This is a genomic window from Cryobacterium sp. 10C3 (genome assembly GCF_034314285.1).
GTDB classification, from domain to species: domain Bacteria; phylum Actinomycetota; class Actinomycetes; order Actinomycetales; family Microbacteriaceae; genus Cryobacterium; species Cryobacterium glucosi.
Genome location: NZ_JAVIWF010000002.1, coordinates 4046247 through 4060822, shown reverse-complemented (window position 1 = coordinate 4060822; position 14576 = coordinate 4046247). Strand labels below are relative to the sequence as shown.

Annotated in this window: 14 protein-coding genes and 1 pseudogene; 6 read left to right on the top strand and 9 right to left on the bottom strand. The window is 67.9% G+C overall.

Annotation, left to right across the window (positions count from 1 at the left end):
* The first annotated feature begins 2 nt into the window (after positions 1-2).
* From RGU41_RS20440 to RGU41_RS20430, 3 genes are read left to right on the top strand one after another with little or no spacing between them, the layout of a single operon-like run.
* Positions 3-278 (top strand): hypothetical protein, encoded by a 276-nt coding sequence (locus tag RGU41_RS20440; protein ID WP_134450058.1) that lies wholly within the window; start codon positions 3-5, stop codon positions 276-278.
* Between the two features lie 4 nt (positions 279-282).
* Positions 283-2211, top strand: a complete 1929-nt coding sequence (locus tag RGU41_RS20435; protein ID WP_322137246.1) for a helicase-associated domain-containing protein — start codon at positions 283-285, stop codon at positions 2209-2211.
* A gap of 11 nt (positions 2212-2222) precedes the next feature.
* Positions 2223-3899: a DNA repair helicase XPB gene (locus RGU41_RS20430; RefSeq protein ID WP_134450056.1), complete on the top strand. Its 1677-nt coding sequence runs from the start codon at positions 2223-2225 to the stop codon at positions 3897-3899.
* Positions 3900-3927: 28 nt separating this feature from the next.
* Here RGU41_RS20430 and RGU41_RS20425 read toward each other — a convergent pair whose 3' ends face one another.
* Genes RGU41_RS20425 through RGU41_RS20410 form a run of 4 tightly spaced genes read right to left on the bottom strand, consistent with a single transcriptional unit; the run spans position 3928 to position 6880 of the window.
* Positions 3928-4644 carry a pyrimidine reductase family protein gene (locus RGU41_RS20425; protein ID WP_322137245.1) on the bottom strand — a complete coding sequence of 239 codons (717 nt, stop codon included), beginning with the start codon at positions 4642-4644 and terminating at the stop codon, positions 3928-3930.
* Positions 4645-4647: 3 nt separating this feature from the next.
* A complete protein-coding gene (folP, locus tag RGU41_RS20420) occupies positions 4648-5544 on the bottom strand; it encodes a dihydropteroate synthase (RefSeq protein WP_322140971.1) in 897 nt (298 codons plus the stop codon).
* Positions 5544-6497, bottom strand: a complete 954-nt coding sequence (locus tag RGU41_RS20415; RefSeq protein ID WP_322137412.1) for an NAD(P)/FAD-dependent oxidoreductase — start codon at positions 6495-6497, stop codon at positions 5544-5546. The genes folP and RGU41_RS20415 overlap by 1 nt, the downstream gene beginning before the upstream one ends.
* Complete coding sequence (locus tag RGU41_RS20410; protein WP_322137244.1) at positions 6467-6880, bottom strand: FAD-dependent oxidoreductase; 414 nt, start codon at positions 6878-6880, stop codon at positions 6467-6469. The genes RGU41_RS20415 and RGU41_RS20410 overlap by 31 nt, the downstream gene beginning before the upstream one ends.
* 141 nt (positions 6881-7021) lie before the next feature.
* Here RGU41_RS20410 and RGU41_RS20405 point away from each other — a divergent pair, with 141 nt between their 5' ends.
* The 3 genes and pseudogenes from RGU41_RS20405 (at position 7022) to RGU41_RS20385 (ending at position 9887) form a co-directional block, all read left to right on the top strand.
* On the top strand, positions 7022-7714 hold the full coding sequence (locus tag RGU41_RS20405; RefSeq protein WP_134450053.1) for a response regulator transcription factor: 693 nt from the start codon (positions 7022-7024) through the stop codon (positions 7712-7714).
* Positions 7715-7745: 31 nt separating this feature from the next.
* A pseudogene (locus RGU41_RS21150) lies at positions 7746-9478 on the top strand (ATP-binding protein).
* Positions 9479-9596: 118 nt separating this feature from the next.
* A complete protein-coding gene (locus RGU41_RS20385) occupies positions 9597-9887 on the top strand; it encodes a WXG100 family type VII secretion target (protein ID WP_134450051.1) in 291 nt (96 codons plus the stop codon).
* A 166-nt stretch (positions 9888-10053) separates the two neighbouring features.
* On the opposite strand, the gene RGU41_RS20380 is transcribed toward RGU41_RS20385, so the two are convergent.
* The 5 genes from RGU41_RS20380 to RGU41_RS20360 form a co-directional block, all read right to left on the bottom strand.
* On the bottom strand, positions 10054-11676 hold the full coding sequence (locus tag RGU41_RS20380) for a chaperonin GroEL (protein WP_322137243.1): 1623 nt from the start codon (positions 11674-11676) through the stop codon (positions 10054-10056).
* A 129-nt stretch (positions 11677-11805) separates the two neighbouring features.
* A complete protein-coding gene (locus RGU41_RS20375) occupies positions 11806-12816 on the bottom strand; it encodes a DUF3048 domain-containing protein (RefSeq protein WP_134564054.1) in 1011 nt (336 codons plus the stop codon).
* A 159-nt stretch (positions 12817-12975) separates the two neighbouring features.
* Positions 12976-13179, bottom strand: coding sequence for a cold-shock protein (locus RGU41_RS20370; protein WP_134362230.1), 204 nt, complete (start codon positions 13177-13179; stop codon positions 12976-12978).
* Positions 13180-13403: 224 nt separating this feature from the next.
* A complete protein-coding gene (locus tag RGU41_RS20365; protein WP_322137242.1) occupies positions 13404-13979 on the bottom strand; it encodes a LytR C-terminal domain-containing protein in 576 nt (191 codons plus the stop codon).
* A gap of 69 nt (positions 13980-14048) precedes the next feature.
* On the bottom strand, positions 14049-14363 hold the full coding sequence (locus RGU41_RS20360; protein ID WP_322137241.1) for a DUF3263 domain-containing protein: 315 nt from the start codon (positions 14361-14363) through the stop codon (positions 14049-14051).
* Between the last annotated feature and the right edge of the window lie 213 nt (positions 14364-14576).

Genomic DNA, 14576 nt, shown 5'->3' with positions numbered 1-14576 from the left:
CTGTGACCAATCAAACTCCACACGCCGCCGGCCGGCCGGAACGCATCCTCGCCTATATGGTCGCCGCCACCGTCGGCCTGTCGATCCTCGCGTTCTTCGCCGTCATCATCGGCACCTGGCTCGGCGCCGGCGCCAACAACGGCTTCGGCGAGGGTGTCTGGCCCGCGATCCTCGCGCTCCCGCTTGTCGGACTGCCGATTGGATTCATCCTGATTATCGTTCTCCTGGTGACGACCACCGTCCGCCGCGCTCGCGAGGCACGACAGAACGGGGAGTAACGCCGTGCTGACGCTCGCCTCACGCCTTCGTGCCCTCGACGACGCGGCGTTGCGCCGCACGATCGAGATCCGCGCGATCTCAGCCCACGGCATCCGTGATTTCTTCGACCTCGCCGAAGCCCTGCTGAATCCGGCCGCGGTCCAGGCAGCCCTCTCCCGGCTCGACCGGTCGACTCTGGCCGTGCTTGCGATCACCGCCACCGAGGCGCCCGCCGAACCGACCGAGCCGACGGGTGTGCCCGGCGCGTCCCTCGGCCTCGATGCGCTCACTTCCCGCCTCACCGAGCTCGGCGGCCTGCCCGTCACCCGAGCGGATGTCGCCGCGCGCGCAGCCGTGCTCGACGAACTGATGCTCGCACTCCTGTCCGACGACGGCCTCAGGGTATATCCGGCGGTCGCCGAGCACCTGGCCACCTGGCCCGACCTCGGCCTGCCGTCCGCCCTCGAACTCGCATCGACACCCGCGCCCTCCGCACTCGCGACCGTGATCACGACCGACAGCCGCTTCACCGACCGCCTCGCCGCCGAACGTGCCTTCGCGGCGGTCTCCTCAATCGCAGAGCTCGTCACCGAACTCTCCCGGGAGCCCGTGCGCGAGCTCAGCCGGGGCGGACTCGGCCTGCCGGACACCAAGCGCCTCTCGTCCGTCATGGGCATCGATATCGACGCCGTCGCCACCTACGTCGCGACAGCAGCCAGGGCGCAGCTCATCGCGCACTCGACCGGGTACTGGAACGAGACGGAGGCCGGCGAGGCCTGGCTCCTCGAGGGCACTGCGCACCGCTGGGCGGCCCTGGCCGGCTCCTGGCAGGCGGCACTGCCCGCCGACGTGCGCAGCATCCTCGCGCACCGCCCCGGCGTCTCCTGGGGCGAGGGACTTCGCAGCTTCGTGACCTGGCTCTACCCAGCAGGCGGCGAGTGGATGGACACCCGCGTCACCGAGTTCGCCCGCGACGCCGAGCTGATCGGCATCACCGCTCACCAGACCACGAGCCCGGCCGGTGCCGCTGTCCTGGCCGAAGACCTCGAGGGCGCCATCGCCACGATCGGGGCGTCCCTGCCTGCAGAAGTCGGCGCCGTCTACCTGCAGAACGACCTCTCGATCGTCTCCCCAGGCCCCCTGGCTCCCTCGATCGACGCCCGGCTCCGCGGCCTCGCCGACGTCGAGAGCCGCGAACTGGCCCTCAGCTACCGAATCTCGGCGACCTCGGTCAACCGGGCACTCGCCGCGGGTGAAACCGCCGAGTCACTCCTCGACTTCCTGCGCACGATCTCACTCACCGGTATCCCCCAGCCCATCGAGTACCTGATCCGGGAGTCCGCAGGCCGGTATGGACGGATCCGGGTCGGCGAGGTGGCCGCACCGACCGCGCTCAGCCGGAGCTACGTCCGCTCGGACGACGATGAACTCCTCGGCACCCTCGCCGTCGACCAGACCCTCGGCCCGCTCGGACTCGTCCGCGCGGACGCCCACCGCCTCACGAGCCGCTTCACCTCGGACGTCGTGTTCTGGGCGCTCAACGACGCCAAGTACCCGGTCGCAGCGGAGAGCTCCGACGGAGAGGTCCTGCACCTCCGCAGGCACCAGCTCGCCAGGGTCCTCCCCCTGAGGCCCCTGACCTTGCACTCATCCTGGTCGAAAAGCTCCGTGCCACGGACGGCGGCGAAGACGTCGCCGCCGACGCCTGGCTCGCCCGCCAACTCGATTCGGCGATCAAGTCCAAGCAGACCGTCATCGTCAGCATTGCGATGCCGGGCGGGGTCGTCGTCGACTACCTGCTCGAACCGGCCAGTGTCGGAGGAGGCCGATTCCGCGCCAGGGACCGCCGTGCCGACATCGAACGCACTCTGCCGCTCTCGAGCATCATCAGCATCACACCCGCCCCATAAGCGGGGGTGGGCCGATGGGAGGCTCCCAGCCATGCGGGCGTAGGATTAACGGCTATGTCTGATGGCCCACTGATTGTCCAGAGCGACCGCACGGTTCTGCTCGAAGTCGCCCACCCCCTCGCCGAAGATGCGCGCCACGACCTCGCCGTGTTCGCCGAGCTGGAACGGGCCCCTGAGCACATCCACACCTACCGGATTACCCGGCTCGGACTCTGGAACGCCCGCGCGGCGGGACATGCGGCCTCGGACATGCTCGGGACCCTCGAGAAGTATTCCAAGTTCGCGATCCCGCAGACCGTGCGGATCGACATCGAGGAGACCGTCGGGCGCTACGGCCGCCTGATCATCGAGCGCGACGACGAGGGCCAGCTCGTGCTGCAGAGCAACGACCGGGCCGTGCTGATGGAGATCTCCGGCGCCAAGCGGATCGCCCCCCTGCTGATCGGCCACCCGACCCCGGATTCCTTTCTCGTCGAACCCTGGGCCCGCGGTCAACTCAAGCAGGAACTCGTCAAGCTCGGCTGGCCGGCCGAGGACCTCGCCGGCTACACGCCGGGAACCCCGCACGACATCGCGCTGCTCGAGAACGGCTGGGCGCTGCGCGACTACCAGAACAAGGCCGTCGCGAGCTTCTTCGACGGCGGTTCCGGCGTCGTCGTCCTGCCCTGCGGAGCGGGCAAGACCCTCGTCGGCGCCGGCGCGATGGCGACGGCGAAGACCAACACGCTCATCCTCGTGACCAACACCGTCTCGGCCAGGCAGTGGCGCGACGAGCTCCTCAAACGCACGACCCTCACCCAGGACGAGATCGGCGAGTACTCGGGGCAGGTCAAAGAAGTCAAGCCCGTCACGATCGCGACGTACCAGATCCTCACCGCGAAGCGGAAGGGCGAGTACGCCCACCTCGAACTCCTCGACGCGATGGACTGGGGCCTCGTCATCTACGACGAGGTGCACCTCCTTCCCGCGCCGGTATTCAAGCTCACGGCCGAACTGCAGGCCCGCCGCCGCCTCGGCCTCACCGCGACGCTCGTCCGCGAGGACGGCCGCGAGGGCGACGTGTTCAGCCTGATCGGCCCCAAGCGTTTCGACGCACCGTGGAAGGAGATCGAGGCCCAGGGCTTCATCTCCCCCGCCTCCTGCTACGAGGTACGGATCGACCTGCCGCAGTCCGAGCGGCTCACCTATGCCGCCGCAGCGGACGACGAGCGATACCGGCTCGCCGCGACCGCCCCGGCCAAGCTCGACGTGGTCAAGCGTCTCGTCGCCAAGCACCCCGGCGAACGCATCCTCGTGATCGGCCAGTACCTCGACCAGATCGACGAACTCGCCGACGCCCTCAACGCGCCGAAACTCACCGGGGCGACCCCCGTCGACGAACGCGAACGGCTCTACCAGGCTTTCCGGGTCGGCGAGGAGAACCTGCTCGTCGTCTCCAAGGTCGCGAACTTCTCCGTCGACCTGCCCGAGGCGACCGTGGCCATCCAGGTCTCCGGGTCGTTCGGCTCGCGCCAGGAGGAGGCGCAGCGGCTCGGCCGGTTGCTCCGTCCCAAGGAGTCCGGCCTCGCCGCCAACTTCTACACGCTCGTCGCCCGCGACACCGTCGACCAGGACTTCGCACAGAACCGCCAGCGCTTCCTCGCGGAGCAGGGGTACAGCTACACCATTCTCGACGCGAACAACCTCGACACCGACGCCCTGGTCGACGAGGCCGCAGCAGGCATCCGCTGACCTGCCCTGACCGATCCGACGGAATCGGTCAGGGCGACGGGCGCGTGTAGCGCAGGAAGAGCATGTCTCCGGCAGTGAGCACGTGGCCGAGACGCATCGGGCGTGACGCGGCCGCGGCACTGTGCGCGATACGGCCAGAGGTGCCTGCCTCGAGAACCGGGCTCAGGCTCAGGCAGAGTTCGTCAACGGCATCGGCCGTGAGCAGCGCCCCGAACAGGCTCGGGCCGCCCTCACAGAGCACCTGGCGCAGGCCCCGCGCGGCAAGCTCGCGGAGCGCGAGCGGGAGATCGATCGTCGCCGCCCCGCAAACGAGCACGTCGGCCACGGCCTCGAGGTCGGCGCGCTTGTCGGCAGGTGACCCCGCGTGCGTGATGACGATCGGGCGCGTCGCGGCGTCCGTGAACAGCGGATGCCCGGCCTCGAGATCCAGGCGCCCGCTCACGACCGCGATCCGCGGCTGCGGCGGGAGCCCGTGCGCGACGCGCCAGGCCTCGGCTGCGGCATCCAGGCGGATGCCACCGTAGCCCTCGGCGCGGACCGTTCCGGCGCCGACCAGGATCACGTCGGTGAGGGTCCGGAGCGTGTCGAAGACGAGCTTGTCGTCGGCATTGTTCAGGCCACCGCTCAGGCCGTCGTGGGTCGCGGCGCCGTCGAGGCTCGCGATGAAGTTCACCCGCAGCCGCGCGGCGGTCCTGTCCTCGATGCGGTAGGCGTCGAGGAGACCCGCCTGGCTGAAGTCGGTCATCGTTCAGGCCAGGTTGTGGCGCTCGTACGCCGGTTCGCGGAAGCCCAGGATCGCCTCGGTCATCCGAACGGCGTCCACGGCGGCGCGCACGTTGTGCATCCGCACGATCCGGGCGCCCTGCATGATGCTGAACACGGCGGCGGCGAGGGAGCCCTCGACACGTTCGTCACGGGCGCGGCCGAGGGTCTCGCCGATGAAGTCCTTGTTGGAGACCGCGACGAGGGTCGGGTAGCCGAGCGCGGCGATCTCGGGGAGGCGCCGGGTGAGCTCGAGCGAATGCCGGGTGTTCTTGTTGAGGTCATGGCCGGGATCGATGATGATCCGCTCTGCGGGGATCCCCCGGGAGAGGGCCAGCTCGGTGCGCTCACGCAGGAACGCGGCGACCTCGCCAACGACGTCGCCGTAGCGCGGGGCCGGGTGCGGCATCCGCGGGCGAGCGAGGCTGTGCGTCACGACGAGGGTCGCGTCGCTGTCCGCGACGATGTCCGCCATCAGCGGGTCGTGGATGCCGGTGGTGTCGTTGATGACGTCGGCGCCTGCCGCGAGCGCCGCCCGTGCGACGGCCGGCTGGAAAGTGTCGACGGAGATGACCGCGCCGGCGCCGCGCAAGGCCAGGACGACCGGGACGACACGGTCGATCTCCTGTTCGACGGGGACGGGCGGGCCGGGCGCGAACTTGACCCCGCCGATGTCGACCCAGTCCGCGCCATCGGATATCGCCTGGTGCGCGGCAGCGACGGCCTTGTCCAGGGCGAAGGTGGCGCCCTGGTCGAAGAACGAGTCTGGGGTGCGATTGATGATCGCCATCACCGCGATCTCGCGATCGAAATCGAATTCGCGGCCGCCGATCATGCGACGGGGATGGATGAAAACGGGAAACGCGGCGGTACCGCCCGCCATCAGGAACCCACCCCTGGCGTCTCGGCGACCGCTCGACCGGCGTCGGCGCCGTGGCTCCGGGCGGCCGCGGGGCCGAGGAGGCTGTCGAGGCTTCGGGATTCGTCCCTCAGCGCGGACACGTCGACGCGGACGCGCGACCTGATCAGATTCTGGACGGATTCGTTGACATCCCAGACATTGACGTTCATGCCCGCAACCACACGGCCGTCGGCGACCCAGAACGCGACGAACTCGCGGGCAGTCCGGTCTCCCCGGAACACCAGCTCCGCATCCCTCGCCAAATCACCATACCCCGAGTATTCCATTCCGAGGTCGAATTGATCCGTGTAGAAGTAGGGAATCTCCTCGTAGCTCACCGCACGGTCGAGCATGGAGAGTGCGGCGGCCCGGCCGGCATTCTCGGCGTTCGCCCAGTGCTCGACCCGGAGGTGGTGTCCGAGAACGGGATGGAACACGCTCGCGACGTCACCGACCGCGAAAACCCCTGGCTCGTTGGTGCGGAAGGCCGCGTCGACGACGATGCCGTCTGCCACCTCGAGCCCCGCGTCGAGAGCGAGCCGCGTATTGGGTGTCGCGCCGATCCCGACCACGACGACGTCCGCGAGCACGACCTCTCCGGACGACCCGTCCTGGCCGGGGGTCCCGTCCGTGGCCGCCTGGAGCCGGACGCCCGTGACCCTTCCGTCCGTGCCGAGGATCTCGGCCACGCCGGTCTCCATTCGCAGGTCTACCCCGTTGGCCCGGTGGAGCGCGGCGAAGACTCCGCCGATCTCCGCGCCGACCGCGCGCTGCAGCGGCACGGCGCCCTGGCCGAGCACCGTCACGTCGTTGCCGTAGCTGCGGGCAGCCGCCGCAACCTCGAGTCCGATCCAGCCGGCTCCGACCACGACGATCCGGCGTCCCCCTGGCGCGAGCGCCGCCTTCAGCCGGGTCGAGTCGGCCACGGTGCGCAGGAGGTGGACGCCGTCCAGGTCTCCCCGGGGCCGGGGAACGGCCGGGCGGCCGCCCCGGTCGCGAGAAGGAGCCGGTCATAGTGCAGCGTCCCGCCGCCGGCGTAGCTCAGCTGCCGCGCGTCGAGGGTGAGCGCCGTCACCGCGCGACCCCGCACGACCTCGATGTCCTGTGCGGCATACCAGTCGGCCGGGTGCACGTCGATCGAGTCGCGGGCGGATGTCCCGGCGAGGAAATCCTTGGACAGCGGCGGCCGGATATAGGGGTACTCGGCCTCCTCGCCAAGCAGAACGACCCGTCCGTCGAAGCCTTCGACGCGAAGCGCCTCTGCCGCGCGCGCCCCGGCGAGGCCGGCCCCGACGATCACACATGTTGCGATTTTCATGGCGTTCTCCCGTTCGAATCCGTCGCGGCGTCCACCTCCGATCAGCCCCGGCGGCTCCGCTCCCCACCCACAATCTACTCACGTCCGAACCACACCGGTCACTCACAGCAAAGGTCCAGCTAACGCGCAGATACTGGTCCAATGACTGATGGCCCCCGCATTCTTATTGTCGACGACGAGCCCAACATCCGGGATCTCCTCACCACCAGCTTGCGCTTCGCCGGCTTCGCCGTGCGGGCCGTCGGCAACGGCGCCCAGGCGATCTCCGCCGTGCTCGAAGAGGAACCCGACCTGATCATCCTCGACGTCATGCTTCCCGACATGAACGGCTTCGGCGTGACCAAACGCCTCCGTTCCGCCGGCTACACGGCGCCGATCCTGTTCCTCACCGCCAAGGACGACACCGAAGACAAGATCACCGGCCTCACGGTCGGCGGCGACGACTACGTGACCAAGCCGTTCAGCCTCGACGAGATCGTGGCCAGGATCAAGGCCATCCTCCGCCGCACGATGCACGCCGACGAAGACGCCGTCATCCGCGCGGGCGAACTGACCATGGACCAGGACACCCACGAGGTCCTCGTCGGCGAAGAACCCATCGAGCTCAGCCCGACCGAGTTCAAGCTGCTCCGTTACCTGATGCTCAACCCGAACCGGGTGCTCTCGAAGGCGCAGATCCTGGACCACGTCTGGGAATACGACTTCAACGGCGACGCCGGCATCGTCGAGTCCTACATCTCCTACCTACGGCGCAAGGTCGACGCGCACTCCTCAGAGCCGCTGATCCAGACCAAGCGCGGCTTCGGCTACATGCTCAAGGCTGCCAAGGCATAGTCCCAGACTGCACAAATAGACTGGCAGCCTGATGCATCAGTCACTCACGGAGCGGTGGAACCGCATATCCCTCAGGTCCAAGATCACCGGCGTGACCGTTCTCATGCTCACGCTCGGTCTCCTGGTCTCCGGGATCGGCACGATGGCCATGCTCCGGCAGTACGTGATCCAGCAGGTCGACGCGCAGCTCCAGGCGGATGCCCAGACGACGTCGGTCGCATACACCGCGAACGCCCTCGGGCAGAATAACGGCACCGTCGTTCCCTCGGACTACTTCGTCGCCCTGTACGACGAGAACGGCGAACTCCGCTACCATTCCTGGACCGACGTGCCCGTACGCGAGCTGCCGCAGATCACCATGCCCCTTGACCTCCAGTCGGTCAACGCGCTCAACGGCCAGACCATGCGCCTGAAGGACGCCTCGCACGACACCGAGTTCCTCGCGGTCGCGGTGCCGCTCGTCACCAACGTCCACGGCACCTACGGCACCCTCGTCATGGCCGTCTCGCTCAAGCAGTCCGAGAACACCGTCGGCACCTACCTCACGATCTTCCTCGGCTTCGGCCTGGGCGTCGTGCTCCTGGGCGGACTGATCACCCGGTTGCTCGTGACGAGCACGTTCGCCCCCCTGCGCGAGGTGGAGCGCACGGCCGCGGCGATTGCTGACGGCGACTTCAGCCAGCGGCTCGGCGGGGCGACCCCGAACACCGAAGTCGGCCGGCTCAACCGTTCCCTCAACACCATGCTCAGCAGGATCGATCGCCTGTTCAAGGAACGGGCGCGCACGATCGACCAGATGCGCCGCTTCGTCGGCGACGCGAGTCACGAGCTCCGCACCCCCTCGTCTCCGTGCGCGGCTACGCCGAGCTCTACCGGATGGGTGCCCTGCAGACTCCGGAAGAGGTCGCCCAGGCGATGGAGCGCATCGAGAAGGAAGCGATCCGGATGGGCGGCCTCGTCGAGGACCTCCTCGAACTCGCCCGTCTGGACGAGACGAAGCCACTCGCGCTCACCCCCGTCGACCTGCTCCCCCTCGCCCGCGATGCGGCGCTCGACGCGATGGCCTCCGCCCCCGGTCGCACCATCACGGTCGTGACGGCGGCTCCCGACACGGACGAAGAGCCTGTCGTCCCGTTGGCCCCCGCCATCGACCTCGCGCACTCCACCGGCGAGGTCCCGACCTCCGCACTCGTGACGGTCCCCAAGCGGGCAGGCGAGGCCGTGGCCGTCCCGCACACGAACACGGTTTCCTTCGCCGGTGCGACCCTCGCGCGACTACGGACCCGTCGCCCCCGTAAAGCGGATGCTCTCGCCATCCTCCCCGAGCCAGTGCCGACCGCTGCCCCGACCGCCGCGATCCCCGCCGTCGTCATGGCCGAAGAGAACAAGATCCGACAGGTCATCACCAATCTGATGGGCAATGCCCTTCGCTTCAGCCCCGCTGACAGCCCCATCGAACTCGAGATCGCCGTCGACCGACGGAACCAGCGCGCATCCGTCGCCGTAATCGACCATGGCGAGGGCATCCCGCCGCAGATCCGCGACAAGATATTCCAGCGCTTCTGGCGCGCCGACACCTCCCGTGCACGCGAGACCGGTGGCAGCGGACTCGGCCTGGCGATCGTCGCGTCGATCGTCGCCAGCCACAACGGCACCGTCCAGGTCGTCGAAACCCCGGGCGGCGGCGCGACCTTCCGGGTCTGGTTCCCTCTCGCAGAGTCCCCGAACGCGCCGCAGCGCCTCGCGATCACCCCGGCGCCCTGACCCCGGCGGCTCCTCCCCTGGCGCGGGTGGCGGTGAGTTGTCCCCAGCCGGGGCGTACTCGCCGGCCCGGCGCGGCATCCGCCATACGGTGGCAGCACACCCCTCGAAAGGACTGCAGATGCCCCGGTACCAGGTAGACAGTGAACTCGTGCTCAGCACCACGACGACGGCCAGGGCGACGCTCGGTCGGATCCAGGCGGAGGTTGCCGCGCTGCTCGGCCAACTGACCGGGCTGGAGGGTTCGTGGACCGGGCAGGCCGCCGCCGCGTTCCAGGCCGCCGTGACGGACTGGCGGGCGACTCAGCAGCAGGTTGCGCAGAGCGCTGAAAGCCTCGGCCAGGCGCTCAACCAGGCCGGCCAGCAGTATGCCGAGATCGAGCAGGCCAACGCGCGGCTCTTCGCCCGGTAGCGGCGTCCGCCGCATTGTGGCGCATGCCTGGACGCGGCGGATGCCGGACGTGCGGAGACCGGATCGGGATCGTGCCTGTCCGGACGCGAAAACAGGGCGCCTCCCGGAGGAGACGCCCTGTTGGCGGTGAAGCGGTGAAGCGGTCTAGCTATCGAGCAGGGTGGACTTAGAAGTCCATTCCGCCGGACGGGTCGCCGACCGGAGCAGCGTTCTTTTCCGGCTTGTCGGCGACAACGGCCTCGGTGGTGAGGAAGAGTCCGGCAATCGACGCGGCGTTGAGCAGCGCGGAGCGGGTGACCTTCACCGGGTCATTGATGCCGGCGAGGAGCATGTCAACGTACTCACCGGTCGCGGCGTTGAGGCCCCAACCGATCGGCAGGTTGCGCACCTTGTCGGCGACGACGCCGGGCTCGAGACCCGCGTTGAGGGCGATCTGCTTGAGCGGGGCGTCGATGGCAACCTTGACGATGTTCGCGCCGGTCGCCTCGTCTCCGACGAGCTCGAGCTTCTCGAACGCGGTCTTGCCGGCCTGGATGAGGGCGACGCCACCACCGGCGACGATGCCCTCTTCGACAGCAGCCTTCGCGTTGCGGACGGCGTCCTCGATACGGTGCTTACGCTCCTTGAGCTCAACCTCCGTCGCGGCGCCGGCCTTGATGACGGCAACGCCGCCGGCGAGCTTGGCGAGACGCTCCTGGAGCTTCTCACGGTCGTAGTCGCTGGTCGGTGTTCTCGATCTCGTTGCGGATCTGCTGAACGCGACCGGCGATGGCTTCGGGGTCTCCGGCGCCTTCGACGATGGTCGTCTCGTCCTTGGTGATGACGATCTTGCGCGCGTTGCCGAGCAGGTCGAGGGTGACGTTCTCAAGCTTGAGGCCGACCTCCTCGGAGATGACCTGGCCACCGGTGAGGATGGCGATGTCCTGCAGCATGGGCCTTGCGACGGTCGCCGAAGCCGGGCGCCTTGATCGGCGACCGACTTGAAGATGCCGCGGATCTTGTTCACAACGAGCGTGGCCAGAGCCTCGCCGTCGACGTCCTCGGCGATGATGAGGAGCTGCTTGCCGGTCTGGATGACCTTGTCCACGATCGGGAGGAGGTCCTTGATGTTGGAGACCTTGGAGTTGACGATCAGGATGTAGGGGTCTTCGAAGACCGCTTCCTGACGGTCGGGGTCGGTCACGAAGTACGCGGACAGGAAGCCCTTGTCGAAGCGCATGCCTTCGGTGAGCTCGAGCTCGGTGCCGAGGGTGTTGGACTCCTCGACGGTGACGACGCCTTCCTTGCCGACCTTGTCGATCGCCTCGGCGATGATCGCGCCGATTTCAGCGTCGCCGGCAGAGATGGATGCGGTGGCCGCGATCTCTTCCTTGGTCTCGACCTCTTTGGCGTTGGCGATCAGCTCTGCGATGACCGCAGCGGTGGCCTTTTCAATGCCGCGCTTGAGGCTGATCGGGTCTGCGCCGGCTGCGACGTTGCGCAGGCCTTCGCGGACGAGCGCCTGGGCGAGGACGGTCGCGGTGGTCGTTCCGTCGCCGGCAACGTCGTCGGTCTTCTTGGCGACCTCTTTGACGAGTTCCGCACCGATCTTCTCGTACGGGTCGTCGAGTTCGATTTCCTTGGCGATCGAGACACCGTCGTTGGTGATCGTGGGGGCGCCCCACTTCTTCTCCAATACGACGTTACGTCCGCGCGGGCCGAGGGTGACCTTGACCGTGTCAGCGAGGATGTTCAGGCCACGCTCAAGGCCACGACGGGCCTCTTCGTTGAAAGCAATGATCTTTGCCATATGTGTTTCTCGTCCCTCCCGGACGTTACCAAAACGGTGATGGGTTGGCACTCAAAAGGAGAGAGTGCCAAGTCGATTCTGGCACTCAGGGGTCGAGAGTGCAAGTGAGCGCCGGGAAGCGTCGGGAGGCTACGGGACGAGTTCGACGGAGCCGGTGCCGTTCGGGATCAGTTCGATCCAGGTATTGCCCGGGGCGAGGCGAATGGTGACCCCGTTGTCGTCGATCAGCCGGATCGGGTCGGCCTGCCCGGCCTTCGACCACGTCGCGTGCACGGTCTTGCCGCCGGCGGACACCGAGCCCTCCCCCGTACCGATCATGACGGTCTTGGGCACCTCGCCGTAGGTGCCGTCGATGTCGACCCGGAGCACGAGGACGTTGGTGGCGCCCCTGCGGGCGCCGGTCGTGTCGAGGTCCGGGGCGCCCTCCTGCGAGCGCAGGTAGGCCTGTGAGGCGGTGTCCCAGCTCCAGCCGGGATAGCGCGATGCGGAGAACCGCGCGTTGATCTGGGTGATCGGGGTGCCATCGACCCCGGCGGTCGATGCCGCGATGCTGCCCGCGTACGCGAACTGCTGCACCGGCGGCGCGACAGAAGCGTTGCGCCCGACGAGTTCGGCGGCCTTCAGCACGACGTTGTGCGGCGCCTCCCTGTCGGCGACGCGGGAGAACAGGCCCGTCGTGTCGTAGTCGAAGACCGAGTTGATGACGGGGGTGGCCTTCATCATGTCGACGAAGACCTGCTGTCCGCCGGAGTAGGCGACGATTCCGCCGAACGGCGTGATGATGTCGGGGTCCATCGGCCGGATCGACCGCACCGGGCCGATCGCGTCGGGAATGTCGGACTGCCAGACGCCGACGTAACGGGTCAGTCCGCCCTCGACGAGTTCCTCGAAGACGATGTCAGCCCGATCCAGCGAAATCTGGGGCCTGGCGGCCTCGTGGTTGTCGATCTTCACGGCGAGGGACGGGTTCGCAGCCTTCCCGGCCGGCACGATCGTGCCACGAAGCGGCGCGATCGCCAGCGGCGCCGGGGCGTCGACGGCAGCGGCGGTGGGTTCCACGGTCGCCGTCGGCGTCGCCGTGGTGGGCGGCTCGGTTCCGGAGCACGCCGTCATCACCAAGAGGAGGCATGGAAGAAGCACGGCACCGAAAAGTCGTGCCGTGCTTCGCCCGTGGATTCTTGCAGTTCTTTTCGCTGTCACGCCCCACACCCTAACGCGGCAAACTCGCGGATGCCGCGCGGCTCGGGGTGTTGCCCGAGATTGGGTGCGCTTGGTGTGGGTGCGCCTGATCTTTTCAGATCAGACGGGACGTACCGACTCGGCCTGTGGCCCCTTTGCCCCGGTTCCCAGTTCGAAGATGACGTGCTGTCCCTCTTCCAAAACCTTGTACCCGTGCATGTCGATGGCGGAATAGTGGACGAAGACGTCCTGTCCGCCGCCGTCGACGGTGATGAAGCCGAAACCCTTTTCAGCGTTGAACCATTTGACGGTTCCGTTCGCCATGTGTAACTCCCCAGTGCTCTGATATTTTCGGCAACCGCCCGTTGGCCGTACCGGGCCTGGCGCATGTGACTGCGTCCATCCGGTCCGACCGGTCGGTTGCCCCAGGGGGCAACCGGACGAACGAGATGAGCGACCTGAGTCAAAGATTACTGAAGCCAAGAAAGAACGAAAGGGGGTTGACGAGGAGCCCCCGTGGAGTTATACAACCGGAGGCGAATGGCCGGTCAGGACGCAGGCGTGGTGCTTGACACGAAGTCAGCCCCGACGACGACCGTGAGGTCGGCCCCCGAGGTTGCGAAGTCGCTCGCGAGGAGCACCGTGGATCCCGGAAACGAAGCCGCGACCCCGCGGGCGGCGCCCTCGAGGGTCGCATCGGCGTAGTACACGGTCGTCTTGGTCACATCTTCTGTGCTCGCGTTACTGAGCGCGCCGACGGTCCAGCCGGCCGCGGAGAGGGCTTCCCCGGCAGCCTTGGCGACACCCGTGCCCTTTGTGCCGTTGAGCACGGTCACGGTGAGACTCGGATCGACCGTCGCGACGGCCGTCGGAACGGCGGTCGCGGCATCCGTCGCCGTGTCTGTCGCCGAGCTGGAGGACAGCCCGGGGATCGCGATGTTGAGTTTGTTGCTGAGCGAGGCCATCCCGAAGACTCCGAGGCCGATCAGGACGGCCGTTGCCCCCAGTGCCCACCAGAACGCAACCCAGTGGCGTCCCTTCTTTCCGGGGGCGCGATGGGCGCCCACTCGGTCGAGGGAGTGCGGCAGGTGGTCGAAGCGGTCTTTCGGATAGGTGGGAGGCATTGTGGGGCTGGGTCGATCCTCTTGTCGCGGGCGAATGGGTGGAACGTCGGGGTCGAAATCCGGCTGCGCCTAGGGGGCGGGGCTGGTTCGGTGCTCCGGAGCGCGCACTGTCCGGCGCTCCCGTGCCTGCTCACGGGCTGCACGCATCCGCTGCAGCCGTTTCACCAGCATGGGATCGTGAGCCAGGGCAAGAGGGGAGTCGATCAAAACGCCCAATAGTTGATAGTACCGGGCCGAGGACAGCCCGAACTCGGAACGGATCGCCTGCTCCTTGGCTCCGGCATGGGTGAACCAGCGCCGTTCGAAGCTCAGGATGCCGCGGTCGCGGTCGGTGACGCCGCCCGGGGAGTCGGCGGGGTCCGGGTCACGCACGCCGTCCACCATCCACCTCTTTCACCATCGCCATTCGCTGCTCGAATCCTATTTGGCGTCGGCTATGGATTCGCTGGGCCACGCGGGTCGCTCCCTCGCCGGGAGGAAAAGTGCCCGGGCAGGCGCGGGAGCGTGCCGGTGAGCGTCCCGGTGTGAAAGTGCTGAACGGGCCCGGGAATCGGAATACGCCCCTGCCGGGCTGAGTTTAAGCTTGCTGGGAGGGTT